Origin of the sequence: Streptomyces sp. NPDC051913 (genome assembly GCF_044593635.1) — a bacterium.
GTDB lineage: Bacteria > Actinomycetota > Actinomycetes > Streptomycetales > Streptomycetaceae > Streptomyces.
Genome location: NZ_JBIUCI010000007.1, coordinates 69,965 through 87,826 on the forward strand (window position 1 = coordinate 69,965; position 17,862 = coordinate 87,826).

Annotated in this window: 14 protein-coding genes and 1 riboswitch; of the genes, 11 read left to right on the top strand and 3 right to left on the bottom strand. The window is 72.4% G+C overall.

Annotation, left to right across the window (positions count from 1 at the left end):
- Positions 1–29: 29 nt before the first annotated feature.
- Positions 30–443 (top strand): VOC family protein, encoded by a 414-nt coding sequence (locus ACIHIX_RS22155; protein WP_399958734.1) that lies wholly within the window; start codon positions 30–32, stop codon positions 441–443.
- Positions 444–450: 7 nt separating this feature from the next.
- Here the strand turns inward: ACIHIX_RS22155 and ACIHIX_RS22160 are convergent, their stop codons facing one another.
- From ACIHIX_RS22160 to ACIHIX_RS22170, 3 genes are all read right to left on the bottom strand, one after another.
- Entirely contained in the window at positions 451–1,857 is a 1,407-nt protein-coding gene (locus ACIHIX_RS22160; RefSeq protein WP_399958736.1) for a hypothetical protein, read from the bottom strand.
- Between the two features lie 158 nt (positions 1,858–2,015).
- The gene (locus tag ACIHIX_RS22165; protein ID WP_399958738.1) at positions 2,016–3,143 is read right to left on the bottom strand and encodes an alpha/beta hydrolase; all 1,128 of its coding nucleotides are present in this window, start codon (positions 3,141–3,143) and stop codon (positions 2,016–2,018) included.
- Between the two features lie 104 nt (positions 3,144–3,247).
- A complete protein-coding gene (locus ACIHIX_RS22170; protein WP_399958740.1) occupies positions 3,248–3,979 on the bottom strand; it encodes a class II aldolase/adducin family protein in 732 nt (243 codons plus the stop codon).
- A gap of 198 nt (positions 3,980–4,177) precedes the next feature.
- Between ACIHIX_RS22170 and ACIHIX_RS22175 the strand changes: the two genes are divergently transcribed.
- From ACIHIX_RS22175 to cobI, 10 genes are all read left to right on the top strand, one after another.
- Positions 4,178–4,927, top strand: coding sequence for a lysozyme (locus ACIHIX_RS22175; protein ID WP_399958742.1), 750 nt, complete (start codon positions 4,178–4,180; stop codon positions 4,925–4,927).
- 154 nt (positions 4,928–5,081) lie between these two features.
- Positions 5,082–6,335, top strand: coding sequence for an anion permease (locus tag ACIHIX_RS22180; protein WP_399958744.1), 1,254 nt, complete (start codon positions 5,082–5,084; stop codon positions 6,333–6,335).
- A 22-nt stretch (positions 6,336–6,357) separates the two neighbouring features.
- On the top strand, positions 6,358–6,579 hold the full coding sequence (locus tag ACIHIX_RS22185) for a hypothetical protein (RefSeq protein ID WP_059197252.1): 222 nt from the start codon (positions 6,358–6,360) through the stop codon (positions 6,577–6,579).
- 158 nt (positions 6,580–6,737) lie between these two features.
- A riboswitch (cobalamin riboswitch) is annotated at positions 6,738–6,879 on the top strand.
- A gap of 100 nt (positions 6,880–6,979) precedes the next feature.
- Positions 6,980–7,927 (top strand): cobalamin biosynthesis protein, encoded by a 948-nt coding sequence (locus ACIHIX_RS22190; protein ID WP_399958746.1) that lies wholly within the window; start codon positions 6,980–6,982, stop codon positions 7,925–7,927.
- Positions 7,924–9,432 (top strand): cobyric acid synthase, encoded by a 1,509-nt coding sequence (locus ACIHIX_RS22195; protein ID WP_399958748.1) that lies wholly within the window; start codon positions 7,924–7,926, stop codon positions 9,430–9,432. Before ACIHIX_RS22190 ends, ACIHIX_RS22195 begins: the two co-directional genes overlap by 4 nt.
- Positions 9,429–13,085, top strand: a complete 3,657-nt coding sequence (gene cobN, locus ACIHIX_RS22200) for a cobaltochelatase subunit CobN (protein ID WP_399958750.1) — start codon at positions 9,429–9,431, stop codon at positions 13,083–13,085. Before ACIHIX_RS22195 ends, cobN begins: the two co-directional genes overlap by 4 nt.
- Positions 13,082–15,073 carry a putative cobaltochelatase gene (locus tag ACIHIX_RS22205; RefSeq protein WP_399958752.1) on the top strand — a complete coding sequence of 664 codons (1,992 nt, stop codon included), beginning with the start codon at positions 13,082–13,084 and terminating at the stop codon, positions 15,071–15,073. The genes cobN and ACIHIX_RS22205 overlap by 4 nt, the downstream gene beginning before the upstream one ends.
- The gene (gene cobO, locus ACIHIX_RS22210; protein WP_399958754.1) at positions 15,073–15,672 is read left to right on the top strand and encodes a cob(I)yrinic acid a,c-diamide adenosyltransferase; all 600 of its coding nucleotides are present in this window, start codon (positions 15,073–15,075) and stop codon (positions 15,670–15,672) included. The genes ACIHIX_RS22205 and cobO overlap by 1 nt, the downstream gene beginning before the upstream one ends.
- On the top strand, positions 15,672–17,114 hold the full coding sequence (locus tag ACIHIX_RS22215) for a cobyrinate a,c-diamide synthase (RefSeq protein WP_399958756.1): 1,443 nt from the start codon (positions 15,672–15,674) through the stop codon (positions 17,112–17,114). Before cobO ends, ACIHIX_RS22215 begins: the two co-directional genes overlap by 1 nt.
- Complete coding sequence (gene cobI, locus ACIHIX_RS22220; protein WP_399958758.1) at positions 17,099–17,845, top strand: precorrin-2 C(20)-methyltransferase; 747 nt, start codon at positions 17,099–17,101, stop codon at positions 17,843–17,845. The genes ACIHIX_RS22215 and cobI overlap by 16 nt, the downstream gene beginning before the upstream one ends.
- Positions 17,846–17,862 lie beyond the last annotated feature (17 nt).

Below are 17,862 nucleotides of genomic sequence, written 5' to 3' on the forward strand. Positions count from 1 at the left end.
TGGTCCCGGATCACGAGGGAGTGATCGGCATGGCAGGCACGAGCGGTGGGCGGCCCAGCATCTACCCGACGCTGCTGTACGCGGATGCCAAGGCGGCGATCCGGCAGCTGACGGAGGCGTTCGGATTCAGCGAGCTGTCGGTGTACGAGGGTGAGGACGGCTCGGTGCTGCATGCCGAGCTGGTGCAGGGCAACGGCGCGGTGATGGTCGGCTCCAAGGGTCGCGGCGGCCTCTTCGACGCGGCGATGAAGGACGCGGGCACCACCGGGGTGTACGTCGCCGTGGACGACGTGGACGCACACCACCGGCACGCCGTGGAGCAGGGCGCGGAGATCCTGATGCCCCCGACGGACCAGGACTACGGAGCGCGGGACTACATGGCCCGGGACATCGAGGGCAACGTCTGGAGCTTCGGGACGTACACGCCGGAGATAGGCGGCTAGCGCCTTCCTAACTGCGGCCCGTGTGCACCTGGAAGGCCGCCCTGCGGACCGCCTTGGCCAGGGCGGGGTCGGGATGGGCGGCGGCGAGAGCGACCAGGACCTGCACCGTGCGGGGGTGGCCGACGGCACGCACCTCGTCGAGGAGCATGGGGACCGTCGGCTGCACCGCGGACTCCAGGTGCCGCACCAGCAGCGGGGCCTCGCCGTGGTCGGCGACGGCGGCCGCGGTGTCGACCCAGAGCCAGGTGGCCTCCTCCCGGGTGAGGACCTCGTGGGCGTCCTCGGGGTCGTGGCCGTCGTGCTCCGCCAGCCACAGCAGGGCGTACGGCCGCAGCGTCGGCTCGTCGGCGACGGCGCGGACGTCGGGTTCGGCGGGGGCGCCGACGACCCGGAGCGCCTCGAAGGCGAGGCCGCGCAGCAGGGCGTCCTCGCCGCGGGCGGCGTCGATGAGTTCGGTGACGGCGCTGCCGACGGGCCGGGCGGCGAGCCAGGCCCGGTACTCGGCGCGGGCGGCGTTGGGGCGCAGCTGGGAGCAGCCGCGGAGCATCTCCTCGGCGACGACCTCGATGTTGCCGGCGGGGCTCTGCGCGGCCACGCAGATCTGCTCCAGCTTGACCCACACCGCCCAGCTGCCGAGCGGGGTCAGGGTGGCCTGGCCGTCGCCGTAGGTGAGGGCGCCGACGGAGGCGAGTGCGTACAGGGCCCAGTCGAGGAGGGGTTCGAGGGGGGCGTCCTCGGTCCGCGCCTGTGCCTGGCCGGCCGGGTCGGGCTGGGGGCCGTAGGGGATCTCGCAGCGTTCGGTGCGCAGTTCGGTGACGCGCTGCTCCAGGAGGTCCAGGAGCTGTTCCACGGGCACGGGGCCGGCGGAGAGCTGGAGGAAGGAGAGCACCTGGGGCATGGCCGAGACGACCTCGGCGACGGCGGCGGGTTCGTGCTCCGCCGGTTCGGGGTGGGCCAGCGACCAGGCGTCGAAGAGGGCGACCCAGCCGCGCAGCACGGCGCTGTCGTCGCGGTCCCAGGCGCGCAGCCGCCAGCCGGGGCGGGCGCTGTCGCCGTGCACCTCGACGAGGCCGGCGAGGCGGGCGGTGTCCCAGTCGGCGCGGACCTGAGCGGCGGTCAGGCCGAGGTGGGCGGCGGCCCGTTCGGCGCTGGCGTCGGACAGGGTGGCCTTGCCGTCGTGCTGCCCGCCGTCACTGCCGGGGCCGAGGGCGGCGTCGGCCCAGTGGGCGACGCGGGCCGCGCCGGCGAGTCCGGAGCGAGCCATTCTGGCCAACTCGGCCTGTGCCGGGGTGCCCTCCGGAGGGCGGGGTGCGGGGCGGCGCGAGCGCCGCTGGTTCATCGCTCGGGGGGCGGCGGCCAGGGGTCGCGTGCGGACGAGTCGAAGCCTGGAGTCGCGCGGGATACGGGACGTCACGGGTGCAGTCTTCCGGTTGACGGTCCGAAAACCCAAACGGAATGTAACGGCGGGCTACGGGGATGGCCAACGCACAGGTCGCGGCAGGGGGTCGGGCGCCTGGATCAGGCCAGTGGTACGGCCTTAAACGGAACCTTCGCCGCCGTCGGTCGGCGCCGTTACATCAGGGGGGTCAGAAAGCGGCGGAGCGCCTCTTCGTAGCCCTCGGGGTCGGCGTTCCACATGGCTCCGTGGGGGGCGTGCGGAACGGTGTGGAGGGCGACGAGGTGGGGGCGGGCGGCGGCGAGGCGGCGGGAGAGGGTCCAGGGGGCGACGGTGTCGTCGGGGCCGTGCAGGATCAGGGTGGGCACCTTGAGCAGGTCGGGGTCGACGGCTTCGGCGAGGTTGTCGCCGTGCAGACCGGTGCGACCCTGTGCGGCGCGGACGGCGAGGGGCAGCAGGGCGCCGGGGGTGCGGCGGGCCGAGGCGAGGGCGCGCAGGGTGGTCTCCCAGCTGAGCACCGGGGAGTCCAGGATCAGGCCCTTGATCCGCTCGCGGACGCCGGAGTGGGCGGCGGCGCGCAGGGCCATGGTGGCGCCGGTGGACCAGCCGTGCAGGACGACGTTGCGGGCGCCGTGGCGGACGGCGTGGCGGATCGCGGCGTCCAGGTCGCGCCACTCGGTCTCGCCGAGGTGGTTGAGGCCGTCGGGCTGCCGGGGTGCGCCGAGGTCGCCGCGGTAGCCGAGGGCGAGCACGGGGAAGCGCCGGCCGGCGAGGAACTCCATGACGTTCATGGAGAGTTCGCGGGTGGCGCCGAGGCCGTGGACGGTGATGACCCAGGTGTCCCGGACGCCGGGCACGAACCACGCGGGCAGGGTGCCGAGCTCGCCGGGGATCTGGACGTCGGTGTGGTCGAGGCCGAGCGCGGAGCGCGGGTCGCCGACGTGGAGGTTGGGGGTGAGCCAGACCTTGTCGCCGGGTTCCAGGGTGCCGTGCGTGACGCGTTCGAGGCGGCGTACGACGGTGTCGGCGGAGTGGGACGCGGTGCCGAGGACGGGGCCGACGACCGCGTGGCTGCCGTCGCCGGCGAGGCCGTAGGTGCCGGGCCGCAGGGCGGCCAGGTCCCGGGTCAGGGCGATCTGTCCGGCCGCCGTGGCATGCACGGTGAGCCGGGGTTCGCCGGCCAGCGGCCGGCCCGGGGGTGCCTTCAGAGCGGCGTCGCTGGCGAGCCGCCCGGCGGCGACGCTCGCGGCTCCGGCGGCCAGGGCCACGGTGACGGCGGCGGCCGTCGCTTTGACAGTACGCACCCGTCCAGTGTCCGGGTGGACAGGGGTGGAGGCCAGTGGGAGGGCGAATGAGGGTGACGCCGGACCTCCGGAGCCGGGCTCCGGAGAGGAGGACGGCACCCACGTCACCCCCGCTGCCCGTACCCCCGCAGCTTCTCCCCCGCCTCGGCCACCTGTTCCTTCGACAGGAGGGTCGGGGTCAGGCCCGGGACCGAGGATGCCGTCAGCCACAGGCGGCACATCCACTCCAGCTGGGCGGTGCGGTCGTAGGCCTGGTCGAGGGTGTCGCCGTAGGTGATCGTGCCGTGGTTCCGAAGAAGGCAGGCGGTGCGGTCGGCGAGGGCGTGGAGCATGTTCTCGGCCAACTCCTCGGTGCCGTATGTCGCATACGGGGCAACCCGGACGGCGCCGCCGAGGGCGCCGGACATGTAGTGGACCGCGGGAAGCTCCGGTACGAGCATCGAGACGGCCGTCGCGTGGACGGCGTGGGTGTGGACGACGGCGCGGGCGTCCGTGGAGCGGTAGACGGCGAGATGCATGGGCAGTTCGCTGGTCGGGGCCAGGCTGCCGAGAACCTGCCGGCCGTCGAGGCCGACGCCGGTGATGTCGTCCGGGGTCAGCCGGTCGTACGGCACTCCCGACGGCGTGACCAGCACCGTGCCGCCGACGCGGACGGAGACGTTGCCGGAGGTGCCGACGACGAGTCCGTCGGCGACGGTGCGGCGGGCCGCGTCGACGAGACGCTCCCAGGCGAGGACCTCCTCCTCGCGCGCACCGCGCCCCCGCGGTGCGCCCGCCGTCCGCGCGCCCTCCCGGGCGTCCCGCCCGTCCCGGTGCTCCTGCCGCTGCTCAGCCATGCGGCGATCCTGCCAGTCGCCGCTCCGGCGCACCGCCGGGCCGGGCCACTTTAGGGCGGAGGCATGGCGTCCGGAAGGTCGCATATACGGATACATCACCCTCTTGCGCAGCTTGGCCAGACATCACCGAACGTTGCGGGATCTTCCAGTAGCCTCGCTGCCTGATTTGTCGTGCACGTCGCCATTCCGGGGGGAAATATGGCTCGTGATCGCAAACCGTCCCGTCACCGTGCCCGCCTGCTGGCGGCCTCCGTGGCCGCGCTCGCCCTGTCGGGGACCGCGCTGGCCGAGCTCCCGGCCGCGGCGGCGGGCAAGCCCAGGGGGCACGACGTCTCGTCCCATCAGAAGAACGTCGACTGGCCGGGCGCGAAGGACGACGGCGCCCGGTTCGTCTACGTCAAGGCGACCGAGGGCGGGACGTACCGCAACCCGTACTTCGGCCAGCAGTACACCGGCTCGCGCGAAGCGGGTCTGATCCGCGGGGCCTACCATTTCGCGCTGCCGGACCAGTCGTCGGGCAAGACGCAGGCACGGTACTTCGTGAACAACGGCGGCGGCTGGAGCGCGGACGGCTGGACGCTGCCGCCGGCGCTCGACATCGAATACAACCCGTACGACGGCAGGCACCGGTGCTACGGCCTGAAGAAGGCCGCGATGGTCAGCTGGATCAAGTCCTTCAGCAACGAGGTCAAGCGGCTCACCGGGCGGCGTCCGGTGATCTACACGACCGCCCACTGGTGGAACGTTTGCACCGGCGGCAGCGGCGCCTTCGCCCGGAACCACGCACTGTGGGTGGCCCGCTACAACGCGGCGGACGCCGGTTCACTGCCCAACGGATGGTCGTACTGGACGATCTGGCAGTACGACAACAGCGGCAGCCTGCCGGGTGATCAGAATCTCTTCAACGGCTCGGCGGCCCAGTTGAGGAAGTTCGCCCGGGGCTCGTGACCGTGCGGCGCACGGGCCGCGCGGTGGGCGCCGTCGGCATCGGAGGGAAAACCCTCGGTTCCAGACACCGTGCGGCCTGCCTCAGTTCATCTTCCGTTCACCCTGGTTACCTACGTTCAACGTGCCAATGACGCTCGAACGATTGCCTGGGTAAATGGAAAACTTCTCGCTGATCCTCGCGATTGTGGTGGTAACCGCACTTGCGTTCGATTTCACGAACGGTTTTCACGACACCGCCAACGCGATGGCCACGACCATCTCGACCGGTGCGCTCAAGCCCAAGGTCGCGGTGGCCATGTCCGCCGTGCTCAACCTTGTGGGCGCCTTTCTCTCCGTGGAGGTCGCCAACACGATCTCCAAGGGTCTCGTCGACGAGAGCGGCATCCGTCCCGAGGTCATCTTCGCCGCACTGGTCGGCGCGATCCTCTGGAACCTGCTGACCTGGCTGGTCGGACTCCCCTCCAGCTCCTCGCACGCCCTCATGGGCGGTCTGATCGGCGCCACCATCGCTTCGGCGGGCATGGGCGCGGTCCACGGTGACGTCCTGGTCACCAAGGTCCTGATCCCGGCGATCGCGGCGCCCATCGTCGCGGGCCTCGCCGCCATGCTGGCAACCCGCCTCTCCTACTCCCTCGGCAAGAAGGCGGACGGCAAGGCCGCCGCCAAGGGCTTCCGCGCCGGCCAGATCGCCTCGGCCGGCCTGGTCTCCCTCGCCCACGGCACGAACGACGCGCAGAAGACGATGGGCATCATCACCCTCGCCCTCGTCGCCGGCGGCGCCGTCGCGCCCGACTCCGACCCGCCCACCTGGGTCATCCTCTCCGCGGGTCTGGCCATCGCGCTCGGCACCTACCTCGGCGGCTGGCGCATCATCCGCACGATGGGCAAGGGTCTGACCGACCTCCAGCCGCAGCAGGGCTTCGCCGCCCAGACCAGCGCGGCGACGGTCATCCTGGCCTCCTCGCACCTCGGTTTCTCCCTCTCCACCACGCACTCCGTCTCCGGTTCGGTGATGGGCGCGGGCCTCGGCCGCAAGGGCGGCGTGGTCCGCTGGTCGACGGCGACGCGGATGTTCGTGGCCTGGGGCCTCACGCTCCCGGCGGCCGCCCTGGTGGGCGCGCTGGCGGAGTCGGTGACCGACCTCGGTGACTGGGGCACGGGCGTCGTCCTGATCTTCCTGATCGCCTCCAGCGCGGCCATCTGGAAGATCTCGCGCCGCGAGGTCGTGGACGCGTCGAACGTCAACGACACCGACGACGAGCCGGCCGGCGTGGTCACGACGGCGATCGCCGCGGTCACCCCGCCTCCGGCGGGCACCGTGACGGACGGCCTGACCGCCACGATCCCCGCCCCGGCAGCGGCCGCGGCCTCCACGGAACCGGCGGCCCCGCCGGCCGCCGCGGTCTGAGCGACGAAGGAAACCAAGCAACATGAAGATCGACTGGCAAGCACTGGGCTCCGTCTTCGGCGTCAGCCTCGTCGTCACCGTGGCCCTCGTGGCCCTCTTCACCCTCGGCATCATGGGCCTCTCTCGCCAGGAGCGGGCCTCGGCCGCGGGCGGCTCGGCGGCCCTCGCCGTGACCGGCGCGTACGCCTGCTTCGCCGCCTGTGCGGCGGCGGTGGGCTACGGCATCTATCTGATCGTCGCCTGACCCGCACCACGACGATTCCGCGCCCTGTTCCGGGCCTCTCGAAGAGGGGATTCCGGACAGGGCGCTTTCGCGTTCCGGGCCTCGCGAACCCCGTCCGCGGGCCCGCCGATGTGGGGTTCTGCACACTCCGCTCCCGCAGGTCAACAGCGAGTTGACGGCCCTTCCGGGCCCGTGGTGGACTGCCGGAGCCAAGTACGGCGGCCAGGGAGGAAGACCGGTGTGAATCCGGCGCGGTCCCGCCACTGTCACCGGGGTAGGTAGCCCCGGGAGCCAGGAACTCCCACCGTCGGTCTCGTCGAACCAGGGCGTGGACACCCTGAGTGAGGACATATCGCCATGCTCGCCTGCCGTTCGAGGTACAGCACCAGGTCGCTGCCCGACCCCACGGCCGGCTGAGCGCATGCGTGCCGATCGCGTCTTCGCGTACGGCGCCGCCGCCGGACTCGTCGCAGATCTGCTGCTCGGTGATCCACGCCGGGGGCATCCGGTCGCCGTGTTCGGGCGGGCCGCCGGCGCCGTGGAGAAGGCTCTGTGGCGGGACCATCGTGGGTGGGGCGCGCTGCACACCGCCGTGTGCGTCGGGGGCGCCGTGGGGCTGGGCGCCCTCGCCCAGAGCGTCGTACGTCCCTCCCGTAGCGCGTCCGTCGCGCTGACCGGCGCCGCCACCTGGGCCGTGGTGGGCGGGACGTCGCTCGCACGCGAGGCCCGGGTCATCGGTCTGGCTCTGGAGGCGGGGGACGTCGAGGGCGCTCGCGCCCGGCTGCCGCACCTGTGCGGGCGGGATCCGCAGGCCCTCGACGCCGACGGGATCGCCCGGGCCGTCGTCGAGTCCGTCGCCGAGAACACCTCCGACGCCGTGGTCGGCGCCCTGGTGTGGGGGGCGCTCGGTGGAGTGCCCGGTCTGCTCGGGTTCCGGGCCGTCAACACCCTCGACGCCATGGTCGGGCACAAGTCCGAGCGGTACCGGCGCTACGGCTGGGCCTCCGCCCGGCTCGACGACCTCGCCGGATGGCCGGGGGCGCGGCTCACCGCCGTACTCGCCGCCGTCGCCGGGAGCGACTCCCGGGGGGCCGTTCGAGCGTGGCGTGCCGACGCCGCCAAGCATCCGAGCCCCAACGCCGGGCCCGTCGAGGCCTCGTTCGCGGGGGCCCTCGGGGTGCGGCTCGGCGGGAGCCTGTCCTACGGAGGGCGGGTGGAGCACCGGCCCGTGCTCAATCAGTCCGGGCGGGCCGTCGCCACGCGGGACATCGAGCGCGCCGTACGGCTTTCGCGGCGCGTCGGGCTGCTCGCGCTCGGCATCGGTGCCGCCGCACGGGCCCTGGCCACGAAGAAGGGACGTACGTCATGAGCGGGGGGCTGCTCGTCGCCGGGACCACCTCCGACGCCGGCAAGAGTGTCGTCACCGCCGGGATCTGCCGGTGGCTGGTGCGGCAGGGGGTCAAGGTCGCGCCCTTCAAGGCGCAGAACATGTCCCTCAATTCGTTCGTGACGCGGGAGGGCGCGGAGATCGGGCGGGCCCAGGCCATGCAGGCCCAGGCCTGTCGGGTCGAGCCGACCGCGCTGATGAATCCCGTGCTGCTCAAGCCCGGTGGCGAGCAGAGCAGCCAGGTCGTGCTGATGGGGAAGCCCGTCGGCGAGATGAGCGCGCGCGGCTATCACGGGGGGCGGCAGCAGAAGCTGCTCGGGACCGTGCTCGACTGTCTCGCCGAACTGCGGGGCACGTATGACGCGGTGATCTGTGAGGGGGCCGGCAGTCCGGCGGAGATCAATCTGCGACGGACCGACATCGTCAACATGGGGATCGCCCGCAATGCCGGGCTTCCGGTGCTGGTGGTCGGGGACATCGACCGCGGGGGCGTGTTCGCCTCCTTCTTCGGGACCGTCGCGCTGCTCTCGACAGAGGATCAGAAGCTGGTCGCCGGGTTCCTCGTGAACAAGTTCCGGGGGGATGTGTCGCTGCTGGAACCCGGGCTCGACATGCTCCACGGGCTCACCGGGCGGCGGACGTACGGCGTCCTGCCCTTCCGGCACGGCCTCGGGATCGACGAGGAAGACGGTCTGCGGGTTTCCCTCAGAGGGACCGTCCGGGAGTCGAACACCGCCCCGCCCGTCGGGGAGGACGTGCTGCGGGTCGCCGTCTGCGCGGTCCCCCTGATGTCCAACTTCACGGACGTGGACGCGCTCGCCGCCGAACCGGGTCTCGTCGTGCGGTTCGTGGACCGGCCGGAGGAGCTCGCCGACGCCGATCTCGTCATCGTCCCGGGGACACGCGGGAGCGTGCGGGCACTGGAGTGGCTGCATGAGCGCGGGCTGGCCGGCGCCCTGGTGCGAAGGGCCGCGGAGGGACGTCCGATCCTCGGCATCTGCGGCGGCTTCCAGGTTCTCGGCGAGCACATCGAGGACGAGGTCGAGAGCCGGCGGGGGCAGGTCGAAGGGCTCGGGGTGCTGCCCCTAAGGGTTCGGTTCGCCCCCGAGAAGATCCTTGCCCGGCCGGAGGGGGAGGCACTCGGGGAACGGGTCACGGGATACGAGATCCATCACGGGGTCGCCTCCGTGACCTCGGGAGAACCCTTCCTGGACGGCTGCCGGGTCGGCCAGACCTGGGGCACCCACTGGCACGGTTCGCTGGAGTCGGACGGCTTCCGGCGGGCGTTCCTGCGCGAGGTGGCGGCCGCCGCGGGCCGCCGGTTCGTGCCGGCGCCCGACACCTCGTTCGCCGCGCTGCGCGAGGAGCAGCTCGACCGGCTCGGCGACCTGATCGAACAGCACGCGGACACGGACGCGCTCTGGCGGCTCATCGAGTCGGGCGCGCCGCAAGGACTGCCTTTCATTCCACCGGGAGCGCCCGCATGAGCACTGTGTTGTTGTTGTCGACCGCCGACACGGACCTGTTGGCGGCCCGGGCCGCCTCCGGCGCCGACTACCGGATCGGCAACCCGACCCGCGTGGACGTGGCCGCGGAACTGCCGGGGCTGATCCAGGGCTCCGACGTCGCCGTCGTACGACTGCTCGGCGGCAAGCGTGCCTGGGAGGACGGGCTGGCCGCGCTGAGGGCGTCCGGTGTGCCGACCGTGCTCCTTGGCGGTGAGGCCGTGCCGGACGCCGAGTTGATGGCCGAGTCGTCCGTGCCGGCCGGTGTGGTCGCGGAGGCGCTGAAGTACCTCGTCGAGGGCGGCCCCGCCAACCTCACCGAGCTGGCCCGGTTCCTGTCCGACACCGTGCTGCTGACCGGTGAGGGGTTCCTGGAACCGCAGAAGATGCCGGAGTACGGCGTCCATGGCGACCGTGCCTTCACCGAGGGCCGGCCGACCGTCGGCGTGCTCTTCTACCGGGCCCATGAGCTCAGCGGCAACACCGGCTTCGTCGACACCCTGTGCGATGCCGTCGAGGCGCGCGGCGCCAACGCCCTTCCCGTGTACTGCGGTTCGCTGCGCGGTGCCGACGCCGGGCTGTACGAGATCCTCGGCAGGACGGACGCGCTCGTCGCCACCGTCCTCGCCGCCGGTGGCGCGCACGCCTCGCAGGCGTCGGCGGGCGGCGACGAGGAGGCCTGGGACATCGGGGCACTGGCCGACCTCGATGTGCCGGTGCTGCAAGGGCTCTGCCTCACGTCGTCCAGGGCGGCCTGGGACGCGTCCGACGCCGCGCTCTCCCCCATGGACGCGGCGATGCAGGTCGCGATCCCCGAGTTCGACGGGCGGCTCGTCACCGTTCCGTTCTCCTTCAAGGAGCAGGGCCCGGACGACGTCCCCGTCTATGTCGCCGACCCCGAGCGGGCCGCGCGCGTCGCCGGGATCGCCGTACGGCACGCCCGGTTGGGGTACAAGCCGAACGCGGAGAAGAAGCTCGCGCTCGTCTTCACCGCGTACCCGACCAAGCACTCGCGGGTCGGCAACGCGGTCGGTCTCGACACGCCCGCCTCGGCGGTGCGGGTGCTGGACGCCCTCAAGGCAGCCGGGTACTCGCTCACCGAATACCCGTCCGGCGGCGACGAGTTGATCCACCGGCTGATCAACGCCGGTGGCCACGACGTCGAGTGGCTCACCGAGGAGCAGCTGGCCGCCGCGCCCGCGCGGGTGCCGCTGGCCGATTACCGGGCCTGGTTCGACAAGCTGGACCCGGAGCTGCGGGACAGCATGCTGGAGGCGTGGGGCGAGCCGCCGGGCAGCCTGTACGTCGACGGGGACGACATCGTGCTCGCCTCCCTCCAGTTCGGGAACGTCGTCGTGATGATCCAGCCGCCGCGCGGCTTCGGGGAGAACCCGATCGCGATCTACCACGACCCCGACATGCCGCCGTCGCACCACTACATGGCCGCGTACCGGTGGCTGGAGAACAGCTTCGGCGCCGACGCGATCGTCCACATGGGCAAGCACGGCACGATGGAGTGGCTGCCCGGCAAGGGACTCGGCCTCAGCGGCGGGTGCGCGCCGGACGCCGTCCTCGGGGAGCTGCCGCTGATCTACCCCTTCATCGTCAACGACCCCGGCGAGGGCACCCAGGCCAAGCGGCGCGGACACGCCACCGTCGTCGACCACCTGGTGCCGCCGATGGCGCGGGCCGACACCTACGGCGACCTCGCCAAGCTGGAGCAGCTCCTCGACGAGTACGCGCTCGTCTCCGACCTGGACCCGACGAAGGCGCCGGCCGTGCGGGCGCAGATCTGGACGCTGGTCAAGGCGGCCGAACTGCATCACGACCTGCATGTCGAGGACCAGCCGGACGACGACGACTTCGACGAGTTCGTCATGCACATCGACGGCTATCTGTGCGAGATCAAGGACGTGCAGATCCGCGACGGGTTGCACGTCCTCGGCGGCGGGCCGGTCGACGAGGCACGGGTCAACCTCGTGCTCGCCGTGCTGCGCGCCTCGCAGGTGTGGGGCGGACAGGCCAATGCGCTGCCGGGCCTCAGGGCCTGCTTCGCGGCCCATTTCGGGCTGGTGGAGAAAGAGCTGCTCGCCGAGCCGGGCGCCCCGGTGAAGGTGCCGGTCGAGCTGACGGAACTGGTCGAGGGCCCGGCCCGCAGCGCGGCCGACGCGATCGACCTGCTGGAGCAGCTGTGCCGGCGGGTCGCGGAGGGCATGGAGGCGCGCGACTGGGACGTCGCGGTGGTCCCGGCGGTGCTTCGGGGTGTGCTGGGGGTCGAACTCCCCGACGGCGTGGCGGTGTTGGAGTTCGCCTGCACCGAGGTGGTGCCGCGGCTCGCCCGCACCACCGACGAGATCGACCACATTCTCAAGGCGCTCGACGGTGGTTACGTCCCGGCCGGCCCGTCCGGTTCGCCGACGCGCGGGCTGGTCAACGTCCTGCCGACCGGCCGGAACTTCTACTCGGTCGATCCCAAGGCCATTCCGTCCAGGCTGAGTTGGGAGGTCGGGCAGTCGCTCGCCGACTCGCTGGTCCAGCGGTACCTGGCCGACACCGGCGAGTACCCCAAGTCCGTCGGCCTGACGGTGTGGGGCACGTCCGCGATGCGCACCCAGGGCGACGACATCGCCGAGATCCTGGCACTGCTGGGCTGCCGCCCGGTGTGGGACGAGGCCTCGCGCCGGGTGACCGGTTTCGAGATCATCGGCCTGGCGGAGCTGGGCCGTCCGCGCATCGACGTCACCGTCCGCATCTCCGGGTTCTTCCGGGACGCGTTCCCGCACGTCGTCGGTCTGATCGACGACGCGGTGCGCGAGGTGGCCGAGCTGGACGAGCCCGCCGAGCGCAACTTCGTGAAGGCCCACGCCGACGAGGACACCGCCGAGCACGGGGACCGGCGGCGCGCGACGGCCCGTGTCTTCGGCTCCAAGCCGGGCGCGTACGGTGCCGGTCTGCTGCCGCTGATCGACGCCCGCAACTGGCGCTCCGACGCCGACCTCGCCGAGGTGTACGCGGTGTGGGGCGGCTACGCCTACGGGCGCGGGCTGGACGGGCGGGCGGCGCGCGGGGACATGGAGATGGCGTTCCGGCGGATCAACGTGGCCGCGAAGAACGTCGACACCCGTGAGCACGACCTCGTGGACGCGGACGACTACTTCCAGTACCACGGTGGCATGGTCGCCATGGTCCGCCATCTGACGGGCGCCAACCCCGAGGCGTACGTGGGCGATTCGGCGACCCCCGACCAGGTGAAGACCCGCACGCTGGGTGAGGAGACGCACCGCGTGTTCCGGGCGCGTGTCGTCAACCCCCGCTGGATGGCGGCCATGCGCCGGCACGGCTACAAGGGCGCCTTCGAGATGGCGGCGACCGTCGACTACCTCTTCGGCTACGACGCCACGGCGGGCGTGGTCGACGACTGGATGTACGAGAAGCTCAGCGCGGAGTACGTCTTCGACCCGGAGAACCGGGACTTCATGAAGCAGTCCAACCCGTGGGCGCTGCGCGGCATCACCGAACGGCTTCTGGAGGCGGCGGACCGCGGCCTCTGGGCGGAGCCGGACGCGGAGACGCTGGAGCGGCTGCGCGCCACTTACCTCGAGCTCGAAGGCGACCTGGAGGGCGACGACCAGTGACCACCCCCTTCCCCTTCACGGCCGTCGTCGGCCAGGACGATCTGCGGCTCGCGCTGCTGCTGAACGCCGTGTCACCGGCGGTCGGCGGTGTGCTGGTGCGCGGCGAGAAGGGCACGGCCAAGTCCACGGCGGTACGGGCGCTCTCGGCGTTGCTGCCGGAGGTGCCGGTGGTGTCCGGCTGCCGTTTCTCCTGCGACCCCGCCGCTCCCGACCCCGCGTGCCCGGACGGCCCGCACGAGAGCGGGAACGGCGTGGCGCGCCCCTCCCGCATGGTCGAACTCCCCGTCGGCGCCTCCGAGGACCGGCTCGTCGGTGCGCTCGACATCGAGCGGGCGCTCGCGGAGGGTGTGAAGGCCTTCGAGCCGGGGCTGCTCGCCGACGCGCATCGCGGGATCCTCTACGTCGACGAAGTGAACCTGCTGCACGACCACTTGGTCGACCTGCTTCTCGACGCGGCCGCCATGGGCGCCTCGTACGTGGAGCGCGAGGGCGTCTCCGTGCGGCACGCCTCGAAGTTCCTGCTCGTCGGGACCATGAACCCCGAAGAGGGTGAGCTGCGGCCGCAGTTGCTCGACCGGTTCGGGCTGACCGTCGAGGTGGCCGCCTCGCGCGAGCCCGACCAGCGGGTGGAGGTGGTCCGGCGGCGGCTGGCGTACGACGACGATCCGGCGGGTTTCGCGTCCCGGTGGGCCGACGAGGAGGCCGCCGTACGTCAACGTGTCGTCGCGGCACGGGAGTTGCTGCCGTCGGTGCGGCTCGGGGACGGGGCGCTGCGGCAGATCGCGGCGACCTGTGCCGCCTTCGAGGTGGACGGCATGCGAGCCGACATCGTGATGGCGCGGACCGCCACCGCGCTGGCCGCGTGGGCCGGGCGGACCGAGGTGCTCGCGGAGGACGTACGGCAGGCCGCGCTGCTCGCGCTGCCGCACCGGCGTCGGCGTAATCCCTTTGACGCGCCGGGACTTGACGAGGACAAGCTCGACCGGACGCTGGAGGAGTTCAGCGGAGAAGGTGACGAGGATCCCGATCCGGACGGGCCCGGCGGGGGCGGTGGGCAACCGACGCCGGACGACGGGTCGCAGGGTGACTCCGGGGGCGGGGCGCGGCCCGAGGCCGGGGAGGACGGGGAGCCGCAGGCCGGCGGTGCCGGTGGCGGTGAGCAGTCCCCCGTACGGGCCTCCGAGCCGTTCCGTACCAAGGTGCTCAGCGTGCCGGGGCTCGGGGACGGTGCCGCCGGGCGGCGTTCGCGGGCGCGGACCGAGCACGGGCGGACCACGGGGGCGCACCGCCCCCGTGGTGCGCTGACCAAGCTGCATCTCGCCGCGACCGTGCGGGCCGCGGCGCCGCATCAGCGGGCGCGGGGGCGGTCCGGGCCGGGTCTGGTACTGCGCCGGGACGATCTGCGGCAGGCGACGCGGGAGGGGCGCGAGGGCAACCTGGTGCTTTTCGTGGTGGACGCCTCCGGGTCGATGGCCGCTCGGCAGCGGATGGGCGCGGTGAAGGGCGCCGTGCTGTCGCTGCTGCTGGACGCGTATCAGCGGCGGGACAAGGTGGGCCTGGTGACGTTCCGGGGGACGGCGGGTGAGGTGGCGTTGCCGCCCACGTCGTCGGTCGATGCCGCGGCCGCTCGGCTGGAGTCGCTGCCCACGGGTGGCCGTACGCCGCTCGCCGCCGGGCTGCTGAAGGCGCACGAGGTGCTGCGGATCGAGCGGTTGCGGGATCCCGCGCGTCGGGCGCTGGTCGTCGTGGTGACGGACGGGCGGGCCACGGGTGGGCCCGAGCCGGTCGCGCTGTCTCAGCGGGCGGCTCGGCTGTTCGCCGCCGACGGGGTCGCCTCCGTCGTCGTCGACTGCGAGTCCGGGCCGGTGCGGCTGGGGCTCGCGGGGCAGCTCGCGGGTGAGTTGGGGGGTACGGCGGTGACGCTCGACGAGTTGCGGGCGGACTCCATCGCAGGGCTGGTCAAGGACGTACAGAGGAGGGCCGCGTAATGCCGCAGGGACAGCCGAGTGTGGTGCCGGACGACGGGCTGACCACTCGTCAGCGTCGTAATCGGCCTTTGGTGGTGGTGCACACGGGGGTGGGTAAGGGCAAGTCGACAGCCGCCTTCGGACTTGCCCTGCGGGCCTGGAACCAGGGGTGGCCCATCGGGGTGTTCCAGTTCGTCAAGTCGGCGAAGTGGAAGGTCGGCGAGGAGAACGCGCTGCGGGTGCTCGGGGCGTCCGGCGAGGGCGGGTCCGTCGACTGGCACAAGATGGGCGAGGGCTGGTCCTGGGTCCAGCGGGACGCCCAGATGGACAACGAGGAGAAGGCCCGGGAGGGCTGGGAGCAGGTCAAGCGGGACCTCGCCGCCGAGACGTACCAGCTGTACGTGCTCGACGAGTTCGCCTACCCCCTGCACTGGGGGTGGATCGACACCGATGAGGTCATCGCCGTGCTGCGGGACCGGCCGGGGACCCAGCACGTCGTCATCACCGGGCGCAACGCCCCCGAGAAGCTGGTCGACTTCGCCGATCTCGTGACCGACATGTCCAAGGTCAAGCATCCGATGGACGCCGGGCAGAAGGGGCAGCGGGGTATCGAGTGGTGATGTCCTCCTCCGTTTCCGTCCCTCGGCTGGTCATCGCCGCGCCCTCGTCGGGCAGCGGGAAGACCACCGTCGCCACGGGGTTGATGGCCGCGTTCGCCGCGCGGGGGCTTGCCGTGTCTGCGCACAAGGTCGGGCCGGACTACATCGACCCCGGGTATCACTCGCTCGCCACGGGGCGGGTGGGGCGGAATCTCGACGCGTACCTGTGCGGGCCGGAGTTGATCGGGCCGTTGTTCGCGCACGGGGCACGGGGATGTGACATCGCCGTCGTCGAGGGTGTGATGGGGATGTACGACGGGGCCGCGGGGGAGGGTGAACTGGCGTCCACCGCTCATGTCGCGAAGCTGTTGCGGGCGCCGGTGGTCCTTGTCGTCGACGCGTCGTCGCAGTCGCGGTCGGTGGCGGCGCTGGTGCACGGTTTCGCCTCGTGGGATCCGGAGGTGCGGGTCGGGGGCGTGATCCTCAACAAGGTCGCGTCCGACCGGCATGAGGAGCTGCTGCGGGAGGCGTTGGAGTCGGCCGGGGTGCCGGTGCTCGGGGTGCTGCGGCGGGTGGCGCAGGTGGATACGCCTTCTCGGCATCTGGGGTTGGTGCCGGTCGCCGAGCGGCGGGGGGCGGCGGTTGCCGCCGTGGCGGCTATGGGGGCGCAGGTTGCTGACGGGTGCGATCTGGCCGCGTTGGAGGCGCTTGCGCGCGCTGCTGGTGCCGTACCAGGGGGCTCTGCCCCCTGGACCCCCGCCTCGCCCGCCCACCACCCGACTCGGTCAGTCGAAGAGCGAGGCAAGGGCGTCGACGCAGCCAGCGCCGAGAAGCGAGACTCCGGCGGCGCCGAGCCGCCTAAGCCCGTCGTCGCCGTTGCCGGTGGGCCCGCGTTCACCTTCTCCTATGCCGAGCATGCAGAGTTGCTGGCCGCCGCCGGAGCCGACGTCGTCACCTTCGATCCCCTGCGCGACGAGGAACTGCCCCCCGGCACCCGCGGGTTGGTCATCGGCGGCGGGTTCCCCGAGGTGTACGCGGCCGAGTTGTCCGCCAACGAGCCGCTGCGCAAGGCCGTCGGTGAGCTCGCCCTCAGCGGCGCTCCCGTCGCCGCCGAGTGTGCCGGGCTGCTCTATCTCTGTCGTGAGCTCGACGGGCTTCCCATGTGCGGAGTGCTGGACGCCTCCGCGCGGATGAGCGAGCGGCTCACGCTCGGGTATCGGGACGCGGTGGCCGTCGGGGACAGTTCGCTGGCCGTCGCCGGGACGCGGATGCGGGGGCACGAGTTTCATCGGACCGTCGTGGAGCCCGGCGCGGGGGCGGCTCCCGCGTGGGGGGTGCGCGCCCCTGCGCGGCGCGTCGAAGGTTTCGTACAACAAGGTGTGCACGCGAGTTATCTGCACACGCACTGGGCGTCCGAGCCCGGTGTGGCCCGTCGGTTCGTGGAGAGGTGCCGGACGTCATGAGCAGCAGCAGGTTGATCGGAGTCGGGGTCGGTCCCGGTGATCCGGAGCTGGTGACCGTCAAGGGCGTCAACGCGCTGCGTGCCGCCGACGTGGTCGTCGTACCCGTGATGGACACGGGGGAACGCGGGCGGGCCGAGGCCACCGTGCTGCATTACGTCGGGCAGGAGAAGGTCGTACGGGTGGTCTTCGCCCTCAACGAGCGGACCGACCGGGGGCGGCGGGAGTCCGCCTGGGACGCCGCCGGGCAGCGGGTCGCCGCGCTGCTCACCGCGCACGGGGCCGTCGCTTTCGCCACCATCGGCGACCCGAACGTCTACTCCACCTTCACCTACCTCGCGCAGACCATCGCCGAGCTGGTGCCGGGGACGGTCGTGGAGACCGTGCCCGGTATCACCGCCATGCAGGACCTCGCCGCCCGTTCCGGGGCTGTCCTGACCGAGGGCACCGAGCCGCTGACGCTCGTGCCCGTCACCGCCGGCGCCCAGGCGCTCAAGGACGCCCTGGCCGGGCCGGGGACGGTCGTGGCGTACAAGTTCGGGCGGCAGGCCGAGGAGGTCGCCGAGGCGCTGCGGGAGACCGGGCGGATCGACGACGCCGTATGGGGGTCGGCGCTCGGGCTGCCGGAGGAGTCCGTGCGGCCCGCCGCCGACCTGGACGGCGCCCCGCTTCCCTACCTCTCCACGCTCATCGCGCCCGCCCGGCGTGACGGCGGGCGGGGCGGCAAGCTGTGACCTCGCCCCGCGGGGCG